25 protein-coding genes are annotated in these 21,967 nt (G+C 43.8%); all 25 read right to left on the bottom strand.

Features of this window, described 5'->3' with window-relative positions; translation table 11 throughout:
• On the bottom strand, window positions 1-453 hold a 453-nt coding region (locus tag RWX26_RS09665; RefSeq protein WP_314581264.1), incomplete at its 3' end, for a glycosyltransferase family A protein.
• Window positions 454-484: 31 nt separating this feature from the next.
• Entirely contained in the window at window positions 485-1,483 is a 999-nt protein-coding gene (locus RWX26_RS09660) for a Stealth CR1 domain-containing protein (protein ID WP_314581262.1), read from the bottom strand.
• Between the two features lie 2 nt (window positions 1,484-1,485).
• Window positions 1,486-2,643, bottom strand: coding sequence for a glycosyltransferase family 4 protein (locus tag RWX26_RS09655; RefSeq protein ID WP_314581259.1), 1,158 nt, complete (start codon window positions 2,641-2,643; stop codon window positions 1,486-1,488).
• A gap of 3 nt (window positions 2,644-2,646) precedes the next feature.
• On the bottom strand, window positions 2,647-3,819 hold the full coding sequence (cps2T, locus tag RWX26_RS09650) for a beta 1-4 rhamnosyltransferase Cps2T (protein ID WP_314581256.1): 1,173 nt from the start codon (window positions 3,817-3,819) through the stop codon (window positions 2,647-2,649).
• Between the two features lie 34 nt (window positions 3,820-3,853).
• A complete protein-coding gene (locus RWX26_RS09645) occupies window positions 3,854-5,230 on the bottom strand; it encodes a sugar transferase (RefSeq protein ID WP_314581254.1) in 1,377 nt (458 codons plus the stop codon).
• 38 nt (window positions 5,231-5,268) lie between these two features.
• Window positions 5,269-5,967 (bottom strand): polysaccharide biosynthesis tyrosine autokinase, encoded by a 699-nt coding sequence (locus tag RWX26_RS09640; protein WP_002911466.1) that lies wholly within the window; start codon window positions 5,965-5,967, stop codon window positions 5,269-5,271.
• A gap of 10 nt (window positions 5,968-5,977) precedes the next feature.
• Window positions 5,978-6,673 carry a Wzz/FepE/Etk N-terminal domain-containing protein gene (locus RWX26_RS09635; RefSeq protein WP_002894051.1) on the bottom strand — a complete coding sequence of 232 codons (696 nt, stop codon included), beginning with the start codon at window positions 6,671-6,673 and terminating at the stop codon, window positions 5,978-5,980.
• A 7-nt stretch (window positions 6,674-6,680) separates the two neighbouring features.
• The gene (cps4B, locus tag RWX26_RS09630; RefSeq protein ID WP_314581251.1) at window positions 6,681-7,412 is read right to left on the bottom strand and encodes a capsular polysaccharide biosynthesis protein Cps4B; all 732 of its coding nucleotides are present in this window, start codon (window positions 7,410-7,412) and stop codon (window positions 6,681-6,683) included.
• Window positions 7,409-8,917: an LCP family protein gene (locus RWX26_RS09625; RefSeq protein WP_314581248.1), complete on the bottom strand. Its 1,509-nt coding sequence runs from the start codon at window positions 8,915-8,917 to the stop codon at window positions 7,409-7,411. Before RWX26_RS09625 ends, cps4B begins: the two co-directional genes overlap by 4 nt.
• Window positions 8,918-9,121: 204 nt before the next feature.
• Complete coding sequence (gene nrdG, locus RWX26_RS09620) at window positions 9,122-9,721, bottom strand: anaerobic ribonucleoside-triphosphate reductase activating protein (protein ID WP_002899261.1); 600 nt, start codon at window positions 9,719-9,721, stop codon at window positions 9,122-9,124.
• The gene (locus RWX26_RS09615; RefSeq protein ID WP_314581245.1) at window positions 9,687-10,232 is read right to left on the bottom strand and encodes a GNAT family N-acetyltransferase; all 546 of its coding nucleotides are present in this window, start codon (window positions 10,230-10,232) and stop codon (window positions 9,687-9,689) included. Before RWX26_RS09615 ends, nrdG begins: the two co-directional genes overlap by 35 nt.
• Before the next feature lie 9 nt (window positions 10,233-10,241).
• The gene (locus tag RWX26_RS09610) at window positions 10,242-10,739 is read right to left on the bottom strand and encodes a GNAT family N-acetyltransferase (RefSeq protein ID WP_314581243.1); all 498 of its coding nucleotides are present in this window, start codon (window positions 10,737-10,739) and stop codon (window positions 10,242-10,244) included.
• 52 nt (window positions 10,740-10,791) lie between these two features.
• Window positions 10,792-10,932, bottom strand: coding sequence for a hypothetical protein (locus RWX26_RS09605; RefSeq protein WP_002902050.1), 141 nt, complete (start codon window positions 10,930-10,932; stop codon window positions 10,792-10,794).
• A gap of 1 nt (window position 10,933) precedes the next feature.
• The gene (gene nrdD, locus RWX26_RS09600; protein ID WP_314581268.1) at window positions 10,934-13,129 is read right to left on the bottom strand and encodes an anaerobic ribonucleoside-triphosphate reductase; all 2,196 of its coding nucleotides are present in this window, start codon (window positions 13,127-13,129) and stop codon (window positions 10,934-10,936) included.
• Between the two features lie 222 nt (window positions 13,130-13,351).
• Window positions 13,352-14,899, bottom strand: a complete 1,548-nt coding sequence (locus RWX26_RS09595) for a heme transporter CcmD (RefSeq protein ID WP_314581240.1) — start codon at window positions 14,897-14,899, stop codon at window positions 13,352-13,354.
• 38 nt (window positions 14,900-14,937) lie between these two features.
• Window positions 14,938-15,081: a hypothetical protein gene (locus RWX26_RS09590; RefSeq protein WP_002931878.1), complete on the bottom strand. Its 144-nt coding sequence runs from the start codon at window positions 15,079-15,081 to the stop codon at window positions 14,938-14,940.
• Between the two features lie 178 nt (window positions 15,082-15,259).
• Window positions 15,260-16,795, bottom strand: coding sequence for a cardiolipin synthase (gene cls / locus RWX26_RS09585; RefSeq protein ID WP_314581238.1), 1,536 nt, complete (start codon window positions 16,793-16,795; stop codon window positions 15,260-15,262).
• Window positions 16,796-16,989: 194 nt separating this feature from the next.
• Complete coding sequence (locus RWX26_RS09580; protein ID WP_314581236.1) at window positions 16,990-17,469, bottom strand: SP_0198 family lipoprotein; 480 nt, start codon at window positions 17,467-17,469, stop codon at window positions 16,990-16,992.
• 57 nt (window positions 17,470-17,526) lie between these two features.
• On the bottom strand, window positions 17,527-18,759 hold the full coding sequence (locus RWX26_RS09575) for a folylpolyglutamate synthase/dihydrofolate synthase family protein (protein WP_314581234.1): 1,233 nt from the start codon (window positions 18,757-18,759) through the stop codon (window positions 17,527-17,529).
• A 181-nt stretch (window positions 18,760-18,940) separates the two neighbouring features.
• Window positions 18,941-19,252 (bottom strand): DUF1292 domain-containing protein, encoded by a 312-nt coding sequence (locus tag RWX26_RS09570; protein WP_002894073.1) that lies wholly within the window; start codon window positions 19,250-19,252, stop codon window positions 18,941-18,943.
• Window positions 19,253-19,276: 24 nt separating this feature from the next.
• Window positions 19,277-19,696, bottom strand: a complete 420-nt coding sequence (ruvX, locus tag RWX26_RS09565) for a Holliday junction resolvase RuvX (protein WP_002902035.1) — start codon at window positions 19,694-19,696, stop codon at window positions 19,277-19,279.
• Window positions 19,696-19,962 (bottom strand): IreB family regulatory phosphoprotein, encoded by a 267-nt coding sequence (locus RWX26_RS09560; protein ID WP_002894075.1) that lies wholly within the window; start codon window positions 19,960-19,962, stop codon window positions 19,696-19,698. Before RWX26_RS09560 ends, ruvX begins: the two co-directional genes overlap by 1 nt.
• A gap of 177 nt (window positions 19,963-20,139) precedes the next feature.
• Window positions 20,140-20,682 carry a hypothetical protein gene (locus RWX26_RS09555; RefSeq protein WP_314581231.1) on the bottom strand — a complete coding sequence of 181 codons (543 nt, stop codon included), beginning with the start codon at window positions 20,680-20,682 and terminating at the stop codon, window positions 20,140-20,142.
• 105 nt (window positions 20,683-20,787) lie between these two features.
• The gene (locus RWX26_RS09550; RefSeq protein WP_314581229.1) at window positions 20,788-21,360 is read right to left on the bottom strand and encodes an SP0191 family lipoprotein; all 573 of its coding nucleotides are present in this window, start codon (window positions 21,358-21,360) and stop codon (window positions 20,788-20,790) included.
• A gap of 135 nt (window positions 21,361-21,495) precedes the next feature.
• Window positions 21,496-21,894 carry a transcriptional regulator Spx gene (spx, locus tag RWX26_RS09545; RefSeq protein WP_002894078.1) on the bottom strand — a complete coding sequence of 133 codons (399 nt, stop codon included), beginning with the start codon at window positions 21,892-21,894 and terminating at the stop codon, window positions 21,496-21,498.
• Window positions 21,895-21,967 lie beyond the last annotated feature (73 nt).

Raw genomic sequence — 21,967 nt, 5'->3', positions numbered from 1 at the left:
GAGCATCTCAGTCAGAGCCTTTGCCTTGTCATAGACCTTAACTTGGTCTAAATCAAGCTGATCCAAGTGAAAATTTTGAAAACGATGATAGTGAGCTGTTGGCTCTACTTTGCCACTCACCATATCTGCTTGGGTACGACTTTGTAGCTCTGCTAGCAGTTCCAAGGCGCAAGGTTCCAGATAGTCGTCTGGATCTAGGAAAGTAATCCAGTCACCCTTGGCTTTCAAGACCCCATAGTTCCGAGCATCAGACAAGCCACCGTTGACCTTATGGTAGCTAGTCACCCAATCATATTGCTGGGCATACTGGTCACACAAGTGTCCTGAGCCATCACTCGAGCCGTCATCAATCAAGAGGACTTCCATATCCTTGTAGGTCTGATGTTCCAAACTCTCCATGGCATAATGCAGGTAGTCCTCCACATTGTAAACAGGCACAATTACCGAAATCATCTTTTTTCTTTCTCTTACTTAGTTTTATAGTTTAAATCTCAAATGAGCTTTTATCTAGAAACAGTTGATCCATAGACTTGATGAAGTCTGCCATCACCTGCTCCTCGTCTTGAATGTTAAATCCATCATTGATACACATAATTTGGTATTTGCCAGAATTTAGTAAGTTCCAAAAATCTGGTCCGGCATTATCCAAAGAAAAGAGTCCCCCCAACTTAGGATTTCCGACAGCGTATTGACCACTGGCAATCTGCCAATACTTAAAGAGCCAAACATTGGTATCAGAAGGATTTCTAAAGCGACTAGCCGAGGTTCTTTCCAAGACAGCTTTTTCCTTTTCCCATACCAAGTTCATCGTTGATCTTAGTAGAGGATAGGGCAGATGACTCTCCCAGAAACCACAGATAAACTGACTGTTTCTATATAGTAGCGACTTAACGATACTTTTTAATCCCTGCTTTGGATCAAAGAATTGGCCATTCTTCAAAATTTCATTTCGACTGAAATAGCTAGTGACAATCTCCATGTCATTTATCTGAAAATTCCCCGTTCCATATCGCTCAGGAATAATCGGTGAAAGAGCCGTATTATATTTGGGTAAACCATCCTCTGAGAAAAAATCTGTCGGCTCGACTGGAGCTGTCAAATACATATCGTCATTAAAAAAAACAAAATGCTCTGAGAGACCAGGGATTCGATGGATGTTACTTTCGATAGGATTGGCAGAAAAAACTGGCAGGTAGTCATTACAGATAATCTCTGTATGATCTACCAACACCAATTTTTCACTATTTATATCTAACCAGCTTGGCTTTTGCTGGTCGGTCACGAGGTAGACCTTATTGACCCAAGGAGCAAATTTTTCAACTCCTCTAAACCAATATTTAAAGGTCCCCCATTCTCGGTAAGCCTTGGCTGAATTCATACTCTGTTTAGAAGTATTAACCGAGCCATCATAGCTTGATTTTTTTTCTTGCCACACAGGATCATTCCCATCAACCCAAGTAACAACAAAATCTATTTTATTCATAACTAATCTTTTCTATCTGTTTTATACAACTCCGAAAAGTTCTTGATGTAACTCTCCAAAGAAAACAGCTCTTTTTGTCTCTGATATCCTACTCGCCCAAATTTTTCTCTTTTTTCAGAACTATCTAGTAAGAGAGAAATGGTATTAGAAAGTTCTTGAGGACGATTTGGTTTGACTAAGCAACCACTTTTGTCATCTACTACCATTTCAGCTATTCCCCCATTGTTATAACCAACAACTGGTTTTGAACAAGCCATGGCTTCTAGGACTACTGTAGGTAGGGAATCAGGTTTTATACTTGGTAAGACAAAGATATCAAACATATTATAAAGTTCAGAAGTCTTATCGTAGTAATCAATACGATGAATTTGTGACACAACAGATGAAGAAGCTATTCTCTTATCTAGTTCTTCTAAGCGCCATTCTTCACCAGGAAAAACACCTCCAGCTAGGAAAGCCACCGCTTGCTCATTCTTTTCCAAAAGTGGCTCGACTGCTTCTATGAAATCATTTTGTCCTTTGATAGCATTGACCCGACCAATCATGCCAATCACAAGTGCATCTTGCGCAATGTCAAATTTTTCACGAATAGAAGACGCATCCATTGGATAATAGACAGCATTATCGACACCGTTATAAATCACTTCCACTTGGCTATCTTTGATAAAGGGAGACTGCTTGATATGATTAGCGACCGCTTGGGACACCGTCACAATCTTGTCTGCATATCGTCCCATGAGCATATTGATAAAGTCAGAAATAGCTTTGGGTTTGACGATAATCTCATGAACATGCCAAATCAAAGGCAGCTTGAGCTTGCGTTTCAAATAGATGCCCTCCAAAACAGCCGCTGTATTATTGTGAACCATATCTATACTGTGTTCTCGAGCATAGAGGGCGATTTGCTTAGCATAGAAATTATAAGAGCGAATATAGTCGGCAATGCCTTTGGGATTAAAATACTTCCTTCGTAAAATCGGATAATCCAACACACTGACCTGAGCCCCAACCTGACGCAAGGCCTCGACTAAAACACCATCATTTGGCAGGATGACATGAGCTTCAAATTCTTTGGAATCCAATCCTTTGATCAATTCCAATAAAACCTTATCTGCTCCATACATTTCTGCACCAGCATGCAAGTATAAAATCCGTTTCATTCCCTATCCTTTAAACACTTCTTCATAATCTGACACAATCTTTTCCCATGTGAAAGCTGAGAGGATTCTTTGACTTGACTTGAAATCCAAGTCAGTTATTGCTGCCTGATCAAATCCTTCTACTTCCTCAATGACACGAGCCAACTCATCTTTTTTCCAATAAATGGCCCCGTCTTCACCAACCTCACGGTTAAAGCCAACATCCAATAAGAGATTTAATTTAGTAGATGCCAAGGCCTCCAAAAGAGACGGATTGGTTCCGCCAACTTCGTGGCCATGAAGATAGGCAAATGCATTCTCCCGAATGTACTTGAGCAATTCTTGATCATAAACTGTTCCAACAAATTTAATCCTTGGATCTTTATCAAATCCTGTGTCTTTGAGCAGCTGATTGTAAAACTTGTTTTCTTCAACATTGGTAATCAGGACAAAGTCTTTTTTAGAATGAGATGCCATAACCCCCTTAATCATGGCTTGATAGTTATTTTCTGGCACAAAGCGCCCAACAACTAAGTAATACTCATTCTCAGCAATATTTTTTTCCTGATACCATAATCGAACTTTGTCTTCGTTAGCAGACAACTCAGATCTGCTTGTATCTGTCCCATAGGCAACGTAAGTTGTCTTTGGAGCATATCTCACATAGTCTGCTTTTATGTAAGATTCGATATTCTCACTATCACAAACTAAGAGATCTGCATGCTTAACCATCAGTGCTTCAGAAATTTTCCAATACTTGCGTACTGGCATGCTCCATTTAGCTCGCAGCCATTCATGACCATCGGGATTGACAAGGAGCTTGCCGCCCAGTGCTTTGATTTTCTTTTTGATGTTTCCGATAAAAGGGCCAATTCTACAAGCTAGAACGTAGAAAATTGGCTCAGAATCTTGATTCTGCTCAGCTAGCTCAATAGCCTTATTTAGCGCAGCAATATCGTAGGCAATCGCTCGAGCTGAGCCAATCTTAGGCACATCTATGTTGTAACATATAGCTCCATTATACTCGAAAGTATCCTCTAAAATCCCAGACTTGGCTGAATTCTCCCTCATACAAGCCACATAGTACTGGATATTAGAATTTTTCTGGCAGGCGGTCAGCTTCTCAACAAAGGTCTCAAATCCACCATATTTAGCTGGGATACCTTTAGATCCCACGATATAAACTGACTTTTTCATACTCCTCCTAACTGCAAAAAAACTGTTTCTCCCCCTACTTTGCTCCATCTCTAGCCAATACAACTCTAAAAGTCTTTAGCAAAATTCTGATGTCTGACCAAATCGTCCATTCATCTATATAAGCAACATCCAAACGCACCACTTCATTAAAGTCTGTAATCTGACTGCGTCCACTAACCTGCCAGAGACCTGTGATACCTGGCTTAAAGCTGAGGCGGCGTTTTTGTTCTGGTGTATATTGCTCATACTCATCAACAGTTGGCGGTCGCGTCCCAACCAAGCTCATATCCCCAATTAAAACATTATAAAACTGCGGTAGTTCGTCTAAGCTAGTTTTACGGATAAAGTGGCCGATAGGCGTAATCCGTGGGTCATTATTGACCTTAAACATACCGCCAACCATAGTATTTTGCGCCATCAAATCTTTTTTCCGCTCTTCAGCATCAGTGTACATAGACCGGAACTTATAGAACTTGAAACGACGCCCATTCTTTCCAATTCTCTCCTGGGCAAAGATAGCAGGTCCACCATCCTTCTTGATAAGCGGAACTAAAACAAGAGCAGCCAAACCACAGAAGAAGAGACCTACCAAAGCACCGATAATATCCAGCGTGCGTTTTGCTAACACATGGCCATACTTGTAAAAGTTTGTTGAAAAAGTGACCACACTCAAGCCTGCAACTTCTCGAACCCGTTTCTCTCCCATAGAGATAAAATCGAAAACATTGATATTGACAGAAACATCGATTCCCATTGCTTCAAACTGTGAAATAAATCCTTCAATGTTATATTCCTCATTTGGCAGGTTGATGAACACTTCGTCCACTACTTCACGCGTTGCAAATGAAATGATTTTTTCTTTAGGAACGATTTTTACATTGGGATTGCTAAACGGAGCATCATCTAGTAAAGACACCGCAACAATCCTGCCCCCTATATCGAATGATTCTTGCAGGCGATCAAAGACCTTATCCAGAGAATCACCTGTTGTAATTAGAAAAACTCTTTTACTATTTTTCAAGTTTGGATAAACAGTCTTCTGATAACGTTTAAAAGCCAAATTAACAAAATAGACTAGCGCTGCATTTACAATGACAAAGTAAATAAGCCCTCTTCGAGAAATAGAAAATCTATCCTGCATCATGAAAGAAGCAAAACTAATCGCCAAGCTATAAAAAATACTATATCTCACAGTGAAAATAAACTCTTCTAAATAGCCCCGCTTCAGGATGTCATAGCAAAAATCGCTGGCATAAAAAGCAATGACATGCAAGAATGCAAGCACTAAAATACTGTGCTGATTAATTTCCGTTTCCCTTAAAGGACTCACTAAAAATCCTGTAAAGAGTACAGCAAAAAGCTGAACAAAGGCAAGTTCTGCCTTTTGAAATTCCTTCCTGTCCCTAAACATAATAATCTCCCAATTATCCTAAAACTCTTTAATCCCTATTATTTCCCATAATTGCCATAGCTGCCGTATCCTCCATAAGTTCCGTAGGCACCATAGCGTTCCAAATCAATGTTATATTTATTGAGGACAACACCCAAAAAAGGAGTTCCCGTTTGTTCCAACTGCTCTTTAGCTTTCATGACTGCTTTTCGTTTGATATGGCCTGCTTGTGTCACCAAGAAGCTGGCATCGCATTTCTGAGCGATGATAGCCGCATCAATGACCAGACCAATCGGTGAAGTATCCACAATGATGTAGTCATAACGAACACGTAAGTCCGTCAAAAGCGCATCAAACTGCTTGCTTTGCAAAAGCCCAGTCGGATTAGGTGATACTGGACCAGACAAGATCACATCTAGGTTGTCCAGATCTGTATCATTGATGACTTCGTGCAGGGCAGCCTGTCCTGACAAATAGTCCGTCAGTCCTGATACTTTTCTCTGACTGCTAAACACACCGGACATAACTGAGTTGCGGATATCCGCATCGATCATCAAGGTCTTATGACCAGCTCTGGCAAAGGCGGCCGCGAGATTCACTGAGGTTGTAGACTTTCCTTCATTTGCCGTCACCGAGCTTATTTCGACCATCTTGATATTGGCGCCGCTCAGCTGTACATTAGTACTTAGAGCATTGTAGTATTCCTCGGTTAGTTTGACAAGGTTCCTTTTTTTCCTAACTAATTCTAAGGTTGCCATTTTCTCTCCCTTACATTCTGTTCATATCTGGGATAACGCCCAACAGCGTCAAGCCCATGACTTCTTCAATGTCCTCTGGCTTCTTCACCCGATCATCCAGGATTTCTACCGCGATGATAAAGATCGACATCAGGACACTGCCCCCTAAAAATCCTAAGATAACATTACGCCGAATATTTGGTGAAGAAGGCTCTGCTGGGACTGTTGCTTCTTCCAAAGTTGTCACATCAGAAACTTTTGTCACTTCAATAATTTTCTCAGCAGCGATATTCCGAAAGGCATTGGCAATGCGAGCCGCTTCCTCTGGATTGTCATCTTTAACCGTAATCGAAACGATACGAGTATCCGCCGGAACGGAAACGGTGATGTGACGCGTCAGCTCTCTTGGTGACGTTTGCAGTTTCAACTCACTAATTGCCTGTGACAGAACCGCCTGTGACAGAATGATTTCCTTAAAGTCCTTAACGAGGTAAGACCCTGCCTGCAAGTCCTGATTAGTCAAAGCTGCCTGTGTTTCGTTCTGACGGCTGACCACATAGATGCGCGTGGTACTCTGATACATTTTCTTAGCAATAAAGACGCTGTAGCCAAAAGCCAGTAAAGAAAAGAGCACCGCTCCCAATACGATGGTAAATTTCTTCAGCCATAAGGCTCTCAGCAAGGACAGAATATCGATTTCTACGATTTGCTTTTCTTGTTTTTCCATTTTTCCCCTAAATCAATTCATTTTTCAATAATAATGCTTGGTTGCCGCCAAAGAGGGCTTCTGCCCGGCGGGAACAGTATTTCTTAGCGACGATGTCAAAGGCCTCTTTCATAAAGGGCGGTCTCTGGCTTAGATTGTGCATGTCGCTGGCAACAAAGTGGACTAAGTCCTTCTCCAAAAAGAACTGAGCCCGTTTTTTCATAAATTTATGCGAGTCTCCAAGCAACTTAGGCTTCAGAACACTGGAGCTGTTAATCTGAGTATAGCAGCCCATATTAATGAGCTCCTGAACCTTCTTTTCATCATTTTCCAGGCAGTGATAGCGCTCAATATGAGCCACGACCGGTGTCAAACCAAGCCGCAGAATCTGAGCCAAACCTTTATGGATGTCTTTATAAGGCGTTGCCATGCTAAACTCAATCAGCACGTAACGTGTGCCAGCTAGACTGGGGAAAATCCCCTTTTCCAACTTATCCGCCACATCACTGGTGTAATAAATCTCTGCCCCATAGAGAACCGTCAAGTCAGGCGCTACAAGCTCTGCCAGTTCTTTTACCATTTTAAAGTTAGCTCTAATGGTCTCCTCAGGCGTTTCAAACATGCCCTTTCTGCGATGAGAGGTAGAGATAATAGTCCGAACTCCCTGTCGATAACTTTCTTCCAGCAGTTTTTTGGAATCCTCAAAATTCTTAGGACCATCGTCCACATCAAAGATAATATGAGAATGGATATCAATCATGGTGTTTTCCCTTCCATTACCTGCTGAATCGCTGCCTTAGCATTATCAAGGCTTTCTGGCTGGATTTCCATCATGTAGAGATTGGAATCTGGCATAGCGTAGGATGGTAGATCCATGCGTCCGTTTCCGCTGATAGCTTGTGACTGAACCTGATAGTTTCCACCTGACTCCAGCTGGGTATTGACCAGATTCATAAGAACAGGCAGCTCCATATTGGTCTGGATAGAGTCCTGCAAGCCGGAAATAATCTCGTTGTAGTTCTTCAAAGCACTAGTTGAAGTCAGCTTTTTAATGACTGCTTCGATAACCTTTTCTTGATTTTTCCCGCGGTCATTGTCGCCTCCCTGAAGAGAGTAGCGCTCGCGAACAAAGCCTAATGCCTGATCTGAGTTCATATGAACTTTCCCTACTGGGAAATGATGATTACCATGTCGGCTGGTAAATTCTTGGTCATTTTCAACATCAATCCCTCCCAACAGGTCTACTAGCTTGAGGAAAGAAGAGAAATTCAGACGAACATAGTAATCAATGCGAATGCCGTAAAGATTTTCCAGCGTGTGGACAGAAGCATCTACTCCGTAAATACCTGCATGGGTCAGCTTGTCCATCTGCCCAGCTCCTCCATCTGCAATCGCCACATAAGAATCACGAGGAGTTGTCGTCAAGAGGACTTTCTTGGTCTTGCGATTGACCGTCATGATGATATTGACATCTGAGCGAGAGACAGATGAAATCGAGCCATAAGTATCGATACCGCTGACATAGATATTGAAGACATCCGCATTGGCAGCATCCCTGCGCTTGCCTGTCTCTACTTGACGGGTGATTTTATAAGTATAGATTTTCTTTATCTTTGAAGCATAGTCAGCATCATGAGAAGCCAGCATGTCTCCAAACGAGCTATTGAGGGCAATGGCCTCAGTCTCTTGATTGATGAGGGCCTTGTAGGCTGCGATATAAGACGTGCTGTTTTCCACTGTGAGTTCTGTCTTTTTAGTCTTCTTGATGTGCTCCAGAAGAGCTGTCACATTGTCCTTATCCCCATTTTCAGTCGGAGCTGTCAGCTTCTTCAGTTGAGTTACATCTGATTTATCGCTGTCTGTCCGGACATAAACGGCCATTTCAATTTCAGAGTAATTTGAAGTGGAGTTCACACCTCTAGATAAGTCCATCAGCTCCTTGACCCCGTACATGGCTCCTGAAGATACCAGCAGAGTCACAAGCAAAAGTAAGGTTGTCAGAACTTTGAACTTATTTTTCCATACAAAGAAGGCTGCCAGTAAAATAACAGCCGCCAAAAGAGCAGACAAAATAAGGTTCAGGTGATGAAACGCCAGAACATTATTTTTAAATATAGAAAAAACAAGCAAACCTGAAACCAAGCTTACCAATGTCAGTAAAGCTGCATTAAAGAGCCTCAGCTTCTTCCCCTTTTTAGAAGCAGGCACATTTCTCCTATGTTGATTCATAATTCTCCCTTTTTCTCCCCTGAGATATAAATACATTTTATTATATCATAAATGCATTATGATACACTAAAATATTTAAAAATATTTTAGTTTTTTCCAAAATTTGTTGACAAAAAAGGACAGTCTGTATTAATTTTCGGTAAATTCTTTTTTCCTTCTCGAAAAACCAATATTTTATACTGTTTTTGACAATAGAAAAAAGAGGCAAAACCTCTTTTATATCAGTATTCTACTTAGTTTTTAAAGCATCTTATCCCTGTCAACTTGCTCATAGGCCTGAAGGCCATCATTCAGCTTATCCCAGATGACTACTTGGCCTGACTGAAGGGATTTCTGCACATCAATGATGCGCTGATTGGAGGAACCGCGGAACTGCAGCATGAGATTCTTCTTGGTAAGGTCAAAACGGCCGTCCACCAGAATGTCAATCAAACTCAGCAGCTCCAGCTTATCCTCCGTTTCCAGCATCATCTCCTCCCAGGTGTAGCCCGTCCAGGACCAGATATCCTTGTCTGGAAGCTCTCTCCGAATCCGCTTGACCAAGGGCAGGAGAATGCCTGTATTGAGAAAGGGCTCGCCGCCTAGGAGGGTCAGCCCCTGTACATAAGGCTCCGCCAAGTCTTTCATAATCTGCTCCTCCAACTCTTGGGTATAGGGAATGCCAGCATTGAAGGACCAGGTTGCGGCATTATAGCAGCCCTCACAGTGAAACATACAACCACTGACATAGAGGGAGTTGCGGACGCCTTCGCCATCTACAAAGTTAAAGGCCTTATAGTCAATGATTCGTCCCTTGCTCAGCTCCTCACTTTTCCATTCTTGAGGTTTGGGATTGTTCATCTTCATCCTCCAAATCAATCCAGTAGCGCTGACTTCTGTCAATTGTATTTTCGTAAACACCGCCAGCAGAGAGAATCGTGCGTCGGCTGGCTTCGTTGTCTTCATCGCAGGTAATCAGCACTCGTTCTAGTCTTTGCTTTCTAGCTTCTGCCAGTCCTAGCTTTAGCTGCAACTTAGCCAAGCCCTTTCTGCGTTGACTAGGCCGAATAGAATAGCCAATATGCCCACCCTCTACAAATAATTTGTCATTTAAGGACAAGCGCAGGGCTAAAAAGCCCAGAGGCAAGCCGGTCTCGTCAAAGGACAAAAATTGGATGGCAGGAACCCAACCTGCTGGCAAGTTTGCCACATCTTCCTTCTGTTCTACAATTTTCAACCAATCCTCATAATCCTTTGCTCGCTTCCAAGTGGAGCCCATGCCACCGTGCATATAGGATTTTGCTGCATCGAACTCCGCAATCATCTCTAAAATAGCGTCTTTATCTTCCAAAGTTGGTCGTCTTAGCTCCATGCTCCCTCCTTAATTGACATCAATCCAGTAGCGCTCTTTCCCGCCTCGAATATCCTCTAAAGCTCCGCCATTAGCCAGAATCACTGCTCGACTGGCAGCATTATCACTATCGCAAGTCACTAGGACTTGTTTAATATTTTTACTTTTGGCTACTTGTAAGCCTTGTCGCAGCTGCTCTTTGGCCAATCCTTTCCCACGCGCAGAGGGACGGATACTGTAACCGATATGCCCGCCTTCTTGGAGCAAATAGTCATTAAGCCGCAAGCGCAGATTGAGAAAGCCTACAACCTGACCATCCGCAGCAAAAGAGATTAGTTGGATGTAAGGCACAAACCCTTCTGGCAAGCCTAGACCTGCCTCAGCTAGCTGAATAGTCTCCAGCCAGTCCTCGTAGACAAAATCCGCTCCGCCAAAGAAGCCATCCTGCCGACTACCAGCTGCTTCAAAGTCAGCCAGCATCTCTAAAATCTTTTCCTTGTCTTCTAGTTTCGGTCGTCTCAGCTCCATAGATCCTCCTGATACGAAGAGAGTGAGACCGCCTTGCGCCCCACTCTGACTTCTATTGTTTCTTGTTCTTTTCTAAAAATTGCTGACGCAGTTTGGCTAATCGTTCTTTTTTGCTGCTGCCGCCCTGCGAATGTTTTTCATGGAAACGCTGCACCTGAGCCTTTCCTTTGTCGTCCAATTGATACTTTCCCATCTTAATTTCCTTCGTACTTAATAGTCGAGCCATTCATGTGCTTAACCCGAGCTGATATTTCCTTGTGTCGGCCATTGACCATTGGACGGGCTTGCGGATTTCCTAAGTAACCGCAGGTCCGCTTGACTACATCAACCGTCTTGGGATCGCTGTTGCCACAGTTTGGACAGGTGAAGCCCCGCTCGGTCGGCGTGAAGTCTCCCTCAAAATTACACTTGTAACAGCGGTCAATCGGTGTATTGGTTCCCAAATAGCCAACCCGGTCATAGGCATAGTCCCAGACAGCTTCCAGTGCCTTGGGATTTTGCTGCAGCACAGGGTACTCACAATAATGGATAAAGCCACCTGAGGCCCCCACTTCAGGATAAATCTTCTCAAAGTCCAGCTTTTCAAAAGGCGTTGGATTCTTTCGCACATCGTAGTGGAAGGAGTTAGTATAGTATTCCTTGTCAGTAATATCCGGAACGACCCCAAACTTCTCTGTATCCAAACGGCAGAAACGATCGGTCAGGCTTTCAGATGGTGTCGAGTAGACAGAAAAATGATAGTCATACTGCTCGGACCACTCTTCCACCCGGCGCTTCATATCTTTGACAATAGCAATCGTAAAGTCCTTGGCTTCTGGATTAGTTTCCCAATTACCGCCATAAAAGACTGCTGCCACTTCATACAGACCGATATAACCTAGGGAAACCGTCGCACGACGGTGAGTAAAGAGCTGGTCTACCTGATCATACTTGCCCAAGCGCTGGCCAAAAGCCCCATACTGATAAAGAATCGGTGCATTGGCTGGACTAGCTTCTTTGGTCCGTTCCACTCGGTAGACCAAAGCATCTTCAGCTATATTCATCCGCTCGTTAAAAAGTTCCCAGAATTTATCCAAATCCCCCTCGGATTCAAGGGCAATTCGTGGCAGATTGACAGTAACGACACCTAGATTCATACGGCCGGAGTTGACTTCCTGGCCATTTTCATCCTTCCAGCCTTGCAGGAAAGAACGGCAGCCCATCGGCACCTTGAAAGAACCAGTCAAGTCGATAATCTTGTCATAGGAAAGCACATCTGGATACATGCGCTTAGTGGCACACTCCAGAGCCAGTTCTTTGATGTCATAGTTCGGCGTTCCCGGCTCGAGATTGAGCCCACGCTTAAGGGTGAAAATCAGCTTAGGGAAAATTGCTGTGCGGTGCTCGCTTCCCAGTCCCTTGATACGAATATTGAGAATAGCCTTCTGAATCTCCCGCTCAAAGCGATTGGTCCCCAAACCAAAGCCTAGCGAAGTAAAAGGCGTCTGACCGTTAGAGGTAAAGAGGGTATTGATCTCATACTCCAGCGACTGCATGGCATCGTAGATGTCCTTCTTGGTCTTCGCCCAGGCGTACTCTTCCTGCTTATCCGGAAAAACCCATTGCTCCGCATCCTTGAGATGCTTTTGATAATTAAGCTCAGCATAAGGCGCCAAGACTTCATCAATCCGATCGGCCGAACAACCGCCGTACTGACTGGAAGCTACATTGGCAATGATTTGCGAGATTTGAGCTGTCGCAGTCTGGATAGACTTGGGACTCTCTACTTCTGCATTGCCAATCTTGAAGCCATTTTTCAGCATGCCGTTAAAGTCAATCAAACAGCAGTTCGTCATTGGCGTATAAGGGCTGTAGTCCAAATCATGGTAGTGGATGTCCCCCTTCTGGTGGGCATTGGCCACATGAGGCGGCAGCATCTTAAGGCCGATGGATTTGCCGACAATCCCAGCCGTCAAATCCCGTTGTGTATTGAAAACATCACTGTCCTTATTGGCATTCTCGTTAACCACCGTGCGATCTTTGTTGAGGAGCTTGTCAATAGTAAAGTTGATATCTGTCGCTTTTGAGCGTTCAAAATCCCTTTGGGTGCGGTAAGTGATGTAGTTCTCTGCAATGGCATATTCCTTGGCATTCAAAAGCTCATGTTCAACGATGTTCTGAATCTCATAGATTTTGACATACTTAGCGAAGCGACTGCTGATTTCTGCCACAATGCGGTCTGTGATAGCTTCTAGCTTGGCTTCCAGCATTGGATTCAGCGGACCGACTTCCTGAGCTGCCCGCACCATAGCCTTATAGATCTTTGACACATCAAAAGCCACTCTGCGGCCGTCCCGCTTCTCCACATAAATCGCTGGAGCAGTTTCAAACTTCTCTTCCCTTAAAATCATCACGAACACTTCCTTTTCTCTGCCCTTAGGACAAATCAAGCCTCTTTAAACCTATCGCTTGCTAAGAAATTTCCAAGAAATCTCCGATAGTAGTTCATCCAAAGAACAGTATTTTATAAATAAGTCGATACAAGACTCATTATAGCACGTTAAAATTAAAAATCAATATGTTGTGGCAAAAAAGTTATTTTTTCTTTTTATACACAACATATTGATTTTTTACTACTTAAGTTGATAAAGCTTGAAATGGTCGAGTTTGAGGTCAGATTCCTTATAATTTTTGGAAATTAGCTGTTTCACATCCGACAGCAGTTTGACATCATTGTTAACCAAAATATACTTGGGCTGACTGTTTTCCAGTCCATTCTGAAGACCCAAACGATTTTCAGCCGTTCCCACATACAAAGTTGGAGACAAGAGAGAGACAGCAGATAGACGGCCGCTCTTTTGATACAGACTAGCCGAGGTATCCCAAGCATAGATAGTATCCCCGTCCTTGGTCTTTTCCTTAATGTACTGAGCTGCCTCACTTCTTTCAGCAGAGACACCGCTGGAAAGGATATACTCATTCACCAAAGGATAGCCAATCAGATAGAAAATGGCTACGAGCGGCAGAAAGAACTGGCCTGAGAGATAGGAAGTCCACATCGTAGGACGACGGCGATCCCGGCGATGACGCCCTGGTGCCTGCTGCTTGCCTTTATTGAACCACAAAGCAAAAAGAATCATGGCAAAAGGTAGGGCCGGAAGCAGTTGATAACTGCCCTGATCTGGCAGGATAAAAGCCGCAAAGACAGTAATGAAGAGCCCTAGCAGACCGATAAAGCGCAAGACGCGCAAGCTAGTTGCTTGTCCCTTTTCTCTTGAAAAGAGATTGATACCCAAAGCAGAAATGAAACCTAGACCGACCGTCAGCAAGCCATAATAAATCAAATTAGAAAGACTATGACTGCCAATCAAGCTAATAGAATCCCAAGCATAGGTCACCTGACTAATGGCTTGGCCAAAGGTTTGATTGGCAACAGTAAAGTAGCCAATAGGATAAAAAATCACTGAGAAGCCAAAGAGACCAGCTAAAAGCTGATAGAAGCCTCGAGCCGCACGCTTGGCTGCGATATTGTAGACCAAAAGTACCAGAGCAGTCAAAGAATAGAAGACTAGGCTGGAAACCGGATCAATCATAAAAGCAAGGGCTCCGAAAGCCCCATAAAGAATGAACTTTTCATCCTTGATTGAATCCTGCAGATAGCGCACCAAAAAAGATAGATTCCAAAAAATAAAGGGCAGAACAAAAATACTAGAGTAAAGACCGCCAAATCCAAGGGCAAAGACTAGCAGGTAAAAGAGCAGCAGGAGGCTGCGCGATAAATCCTGTTTAGGCTGTAAGAGCACCAAGGTCTTGTACAGGAAAAGTCCGGCCAGCCACAGAGCCAGCGTCTGAAAGACCATCCACAAAAGCTGTCCAAAAGCCAGACTGCTAGTCCAAGCCATCAGATAGTAAAGCAGACCACTAGTCCCATATATTTGCGAATAAGGCACCTGCCCCCGAGTCATGGCCCAGCCGGCATAGAGGTTCTGACTTTGTAAATTCGTTGCTAGATTAGTCAACAAAGGATTGACCACACTCAGTAGGCTGATAGCCAAACTGCACAAGAGGGTCAAAAAATAGGGCGTCGGCTCTGGCTTGGTGAATTTTTGCTCAGACCTTTCAGCCCTAGTCAGCTGCTCCTCTGAAACCTCTAAAACTTTTTCTTCCGTTGTATCATGCATATAAAATATTCTCCTTGATATCAGTCCCATCTAGTATATCAAATTCCTGTCCTCCTGTCAGCTTTCTCTTGCCCCTTCTTCTGAGTATTATAGCTTCTAGCCAGCTCCTCCAATTCCCGAAAACAGCGATATTCTCTCGTTTCATAAGCAAGCGGCTGACTGGAAATTTTCTCCATTATCATCTTAAAAAATTCCTTTATTTTTTACATTCGTAAAAACAGAGCAAAAATCCGTCCCCATATAAAAGTGAGAATGCCAAAAAGATATCTCAGCACAAACCGCAAAAGCACATACAAAAAAATCTGAGACTTCCGCCTCAGATTTTCTGTATATTTCTGCAGAACTTACCCTCCTCCGGCATTAGAGCATAGGTGCAAAGAGCTGCATGATTTCTTTGATAAGGCGACGATACCAGCTGCTATCAAGATTTTCAGGAAGAATTTCCTCAGAAGCTTCAAAAATGGCTTCAAAATCTTCCTTGATAGCTGGGATACTCTCCGTATGGTACATCAGAACTGCATTTTCATAATGGTGCACCAGACTGCGGTAGTCAAAGTTAATCGTCCCTACCACAGCAAATTCATCATCAGCCACCACATTCTTGCTGTGGATAAACCCTGGCGTGTACTCAAAGATTTTAACCCCTGCCTCCATCAGATCTGGATAGGCTCCGCGGGTAACAATCTGAATCAGCTTCTTGTCCGGAATGAAAGGAGTCACGATGCGGACATCCACTCCCCGCATAGCAGCATTCTTGATATCCTCCGTCAGGTCATAGTCAATAATCAGATAAGGCGTGGTAATGTAGACATAGTCCGTAGCCTGACTGATGATATTTTGATAGACCGTTTTGCCAACCTGACCCTTATAAATAGGCTTAGGCCCGCTGCCATAGGGAACGTAAAGCCCTTTGCCTTTGACAGCTTTATTTTCCAGATGGTACTTGTCAAAGTCTGTGATTTCCCCGCGGTTGATGTACCAGTTCATGAGAAAGAGCCGCGTCAGAGCCTTGACTGCCCGACCTTCCAAGCGTACGCCGCCATCTTTCCAATGGCCAAAACGAACAATATGATTGATATACTCGTCAGCTAGATTGATGCCGCCAGTATAGCCAACCTGACCGTCAATGACCAAAATCTTGCGGTGGTCACGGTTGTTGTAGGATACCGTCATTCGCGGAATCACCTTGTTAAACTTATAAGCCTCGATGCCCATCTTGCGCAGTTTACGGGTATAATCGCCCGGCAGAGTTGCCATGCAGCCAATATCATCATAGAGCAGCTTGACTTCAACGCCCTGGGCGGCTTTTTCGACCAAGATATCCAGAACACTGTTCCACATCAGTCCTTCATCGATGATATAAAACTCCAGAAAAATGAATTTCTCAGCAGCCCGCAGATCTGCTAGCATGGCCTCAAACATCTCCTCACCGATGGGAAAATAACGAGAAGCTGTACCGTCATAGACATCTGCGTTATTGTCCATACTCAGCAGCGACTTGATAATACCGTAAGCCGACTTGTTTTCCTTTTTCAGCTGGACGCGAAGATCATAGCTATTGTCCTCTCGAAATTTCATAGAGTCCATATTTTCCAGCTGGATCATTTCCTTTTTAGACAGCCGCCGCTCGCCAAACATCAGATAGAGTAGGAAGCCAAATACCGGCACCACAGCAATCAGGAGCCAGGTGACCTTGCTCTCAGGCGGCATATTGCGGTTGACAATCGCTAAAATAGTCCCAATATACAGGAAAACAATCATCGCCACTGACAGCCAGTTGGGTGCAATCTCATTAAAATAGAAGAACGCAACAAAGACAAAGGCTAGCTCCAGCAGCATAATAATGATGCTGAAGCCGTATTTTGACATTAATAAGCGGAATTTCCTGAAAGTCATACACTCTCCTATCTCATTACATATATTCTAGTATATCAGTAAAACTGCCTTAAAACAACGTTTATATCAATGCAAACTGTATTTCTAGCTGATGAAAATCCAAGAACAGTATTTGAAGACCGCTATCCTCAAAATTTCACTACAAGATTACAACTGATAAAAGGAAAAGCCCTATTCAAGACAGGGCTCTTTCATCATTGTTTCGTAAAGACCAGTGTGTCATCATCATAAGGTTCTTGGGAAAGATCCTCAATTGTCAGCTGATTGCCCTCAATGCGATAGCGTTTGACGTCATCCCCAATGATCATGGTCTGGTTGGTAGCATCAATCTGAACCTGTTCAATCTCCTGCTCACCATCCGCCTCAACCTTGGTCAGCTGGCCAGTAGTGCCTGAAATCTGCAAGGTCAGCTGATCGCCTTCATGACTTGTCTGGTAGCTGCCATCCAGCTCGCCATTGCCTGCTTGCTCAGAAGAAGTTGCTGAAGCAGATGAGCTGTTATTGGCCGCACTAGACGTGCTAGCTATCGACGAAGACTCTGCTGGCTTGCTGGAAGCGGCTGACTGAGACTGAGAGGAAGGTGCCGTCTGGTTCTGATTAGAACCGCAAGCTGCCAAGGCAAAAACAGCCACAGCAGTTAGACCTGAAAACATTAACTTTTTAGAAATTGCCATAGTATTCTCCTTTTTCTTCTGTCTTTATTGTACCAAAGCAGGACTCCGGCGGTCAATTTATAAACTTGTCAAATAAGCTCTGACTTCTGCAATAAAATAGAGAGAGCCCGTAATGAAAAGCAGCTGATTATCGTTTTGTCTCTCTTGAAAATTCTGAATAAGCTGCCGATAATCCTCTATGTATAAGAAGCCTTCCGCTTCAGCTTGACCAAGGGAATCTCCATCAGAAAAGGAAGTGACCGTCAACTGAACATCTGGCAGAGCCTCTCGCAGATAAGCCAGCATAGTGCTATAGTCCTTACGCTTGAGAGCACCAAAAAGAAGCAAGCACTCTTTGTCATTCTGGCTCTGGATAAACTCCACTAACCTCTCCAGCGCGGGCAGATTGTGAGCCCCATCAAGATAAATACCTGGGCTGGCTTCTTCCAAGCGCCCTGCCCATCGAGTCTCCTGCAAGGCCATCCGAATCTTAGCAGAATCTATCTCCCAGCCCTGCTGCTGCATGAAGAGCAGGAAAGCCTGCAGAGCCAGCGCTGCATTTTCCTCCTGATAGCCTCCCTTGAGTCCCAGTTCAAGATTGGATAGGGTCCTAATCGAATTAGAAAAAGTCTGATTCGTCAGAAAAAAATCGCGACCATACTGATAGAGTTCTATTCCCAGCTCCTGAGCTCGCTGCTCACAAACCAATCGTGCCTCCTCTGGCAGCGGCCCGATGACCGCTGGCCGCCCCGGCTTGAAAATCCCTGCCTTTTGCTCCGCAATCGCCGTCAAGCTCCTTCCCAGAGTCTCCTGATGGTCCAAGCCCACAGAGCTGATGACTGCAATATCTCCTGTAATGACATTAGTCGTGTCCAAGAGTCCGCCAATCCCCACCTCAATCAAGGCCAGATCCACTGCCTGCTCCTTGAAATAAAGAAAGGCAATCAAGGTCAGAATTTCAAAATAGGACAACTGGTCATGACTTTTGATCAGTTCTTGCTCCATCTTTTGCACCTGCTGACCCAGACGGATAAAATCAGCCGAGGCAATCGGTTGACCGTTGATACAAATCCGATCATGAATACTAATCATGTGGGGCGAGGTAAAACTTCCTGTCTTGCGACCATGCTCCGCAAACAGCCGACGCATGAAAGCAATAGTAGAACCTTTGCCATTTGTACCCGTTACATGGATCGTTGGATAGCTCCGCTCAGGATTCCCCAAAAGAGCTACAGCCTGCTGCATCCGCCCCAGACCCGAACGAAAGTTTAGACCAATTCGGCTGTTCAGCCATTCTTCAATTTCATTCATTTTCTTACCTAAAAAAGAGCAGCGAAGCAGAACTCAAATCTGAATTGCAACTCGCTCCTCTTTCTAATGTTTATGATATGAGATGGAAAATAGCCCAGCCTTGGCTACTTCCTTTATCTGTCAAGTTCAGCTAGCATCTTGCCTGCGCTTGCCCATTTCCAGAAGCGAGGCTAGGCCAGTCTTACTCCTCCATAAAGCTGTTGAAGACTTCTTCAATCATATCCCATTCAGCATCTGAGTCTTCTGGGATTGGCTGCAGGTCGCCTTCTGTACCGTCTTCATTTTCGGTAAAGGAATAAGCTTGAATCTCTACTTCACCGTTCTCATCTTCTTCCGCATTGGCCGGAATCAAAAGAACATAATTCTTGCCAAACTCTTCCTTACCATCAATGGTCAAAAGAATTTCAAATAAAGTCTCGTTTCCTTGCTCGTCAACCAAGGTGATTAATTCACGCTCTTCATGCTCGTGGTCATGGTTATGATCATGTGTCATACTAGTGTCTCCTTCATTTCTTTTCTAAAAATTTCGATCCAGATAATTCTGCAAAATCAGCTGCGCCGCCAGCTTATCAATAACTTTCTTGCGCTTACTGCGGCTAATGTCCGCCTGCTCCACCAGCATGCGCTCAGCAGCCACAGTCGTCAAGCGCTCATCCTGATAGTCAACCGGCAGGCCAAATAGCTCAGCAACCCGCTGGCCATAAGCCTGGCTAGCCTCCACTCGAGGCCCGCTGGTATTGTTCATATTCTTAGGCAGGCCAATAACAAACTTATCAACCTTGTACTCTTTCACCAGCTCGCCCAAGCGCTCTAAGCCGAATTCACCCTTTTCTTCATGAATCGGAATAATCTCCAGTCCTTGGGCCGTAAAACCAAGAGGATCACTAATGGCAACCCCAACCGTTTTCGAGCCCACATCTAATCCCATAATTCTCATTAGAGATCGACGCCTTGTCCTTTCAAATAATAACGAACCAACTCCTCAACAATCTCATCGCGCTCGTATTTGCGGATTTGATTGCGGGCGTTGTTATAGCGAGGTACGTACGCAGGATCGCCACTGAGTACGTATCCCACGATTTGATTGATTGGATTGTATCCTTTTTCATTGAGCGACTTGTAGACATCGGTCAAAGTCTCGCTAATTTCCTTTTTATTTGAATCATCGAGATTAAAACGTACTGTTTCATCTGTAAATCCCACAATTACACCCTCTTTCTTTAGAATATCCCTATTATAGCATAATTATAGGCTTTTCACAAATTTAATTCACCCGAATTCTCCTAATTTTTCAATAAGCTTTAGCTAATATTTATCCCAAGTCTGGCTCTGAAATCCAGCAAAAATCCAGCTCTCTTCAGAGAGCTGGATGGAAACTTCCTAATTTGAAGCGGGCACTTCCACGCCGTCGCTTCCCTTAAACTTGTTCAGCAATTCTTCTGGAGTCAGGGTCTCGATTTGCTCAAACAGCTGCGCGTAGTTTGGTAGCTTTTTGGCTGCTTCGTAGTCTAGATTCTCAGGATCGATAGTCATCTCCAGGGAAATCTCTTCCGCTGTCATATCTGTTTTCAAGTCAAGACCGGTGATATTCACCGCTTCTTTCAGACCCAGTGCTTCCTCGATCAAAGACAGCATTTCCTTCTTCACAGTGGAAACATCCTGTTTTGACAGAGCTTCCTTGATGTTGTCAGGAATAGCCTTGCTGACATGCAGGATAACCTTATCATACTTCTGATCGCTGTAGCTGACGGTTAAGATTCTGGTTTCTTTTCCATGTTCCAATTGCTTCTCAGTTTTATAGGACTTAGTGACAATATCTCCTTTTCCAGCTCCTCCCTGTGAGGATGAACTGTTATTTGACTGCTGACTGCAAGCTGTTAAGATTGCCAAAGCTGCCAGCAAAAAGACAATTAATTTTCTCATGTCTTATCTCCTTCAATATTGAGCTGATTTTATCATATCATTATAAAAATGGCGCTGTCAAACTGATTGTCACTCTGTCATTAAAATGTAATAAAAAAGAGCAGCTTATTTCTGCTCTTCTGCTCCATTCATCAGGAGATTGTTGATATATTCTTCTGGCGTCAGCTTGATCATTTCTTTGAGCTTGAGATTTTGAAAATAAGGCATAGACGCTGCTTTTTCAATATCCAAACTCTCAAAGTCATAGGTAGAAGTCATTTTCAGTTCGTTCTCATTCAAAATTGTCACTGAACCGCTGAAGCCTTGAAGTCCACGAGCCTGCACATAGTCTGCATCCTGCTCCAGTGACTCATTGAGCGACTTCTGCGCTTCCTCCAGCCCCATTTGCTTGATGGCTTCTTTCATCTCATCATCAGTCGCAGTCAGCCTTTCAACGACCAAGCGTTTGAAATGCTCTCCCTGATAAGTCACTATCTGACTCTGCTGATTTCCTCGTTCATCCTTTGGAAAAACAAGCGTCCGAGTAATCACTTCCTGCTGCTTGGCATTATCAATGATAGGCAGATTATTGCTGATTTCTTTCTTGTCAGCCGCATTCGAATTCGTCTCTGTCTTTTTATGTCCACAGCCTGCTAACAGTGCCACACTCAATCCCAGTCCTAATAAAATTTTCTTCATCTTCCATCCTCCTCAGAGATATTGTATCACAGTTCTGCTCCTTGTCAATCCATCCAGTCGCTAAAGACTGCTGTCAATCTGAACAAAAAGAAGAGCCGAGATCCTCTTCCCGACTCTTTCAGTTATATTCAAAGATTAGAGAGCTGCCCGCAGACGAGCTTCTGCATTTTCAACATTGCGAACAGAACGCGGCAGAAAAGCACGGATATCATCTTCTTTGTAACCAACTTGGAGACGTTTATCATCCACTAAGATAGGACTTTTCAAAATACGCGGGGTCTCCATGATGATGTCAAGAACTTCGTTGACACTTAGCTCTTCAATGTCAACACCCAACCCCTTAGCATAGCGGTTTTTTGATGAAACAATGCTCGCGATACCATTTTCTGTTTTGGTTAAAATATCCAGAAGTTCCTCTTTGGTGATGCCTTCTTTGCCTAAATTTTGTTCTTTATAAGTTAATTGATGAGCGTTTAGCCAGGTTTTTGCTTTTTTACAACTAGTACAACTTGAGACAGTATAGATTGTGATCATGTAAGTACTCCTTTCGCTACACGATACTAATATCGTAGTCTATTATATCACAAAAACCATCGGTCTTGCGACC

Origin of the sequence: uncultured Streptococcus sp., from assembly GCF_963536705.1 — a bacterium.
In the GTDB taxonomy this organism is placed as follows: Bacteria; Bacillota; Bacilli; order Lactobacillales; family Streptococcaceae; genus Streptococcus.
Note: the sequence above shows the minus strand (reverse complement) of the source record. Positions and strands in the feature narration are given on the sequence as shown.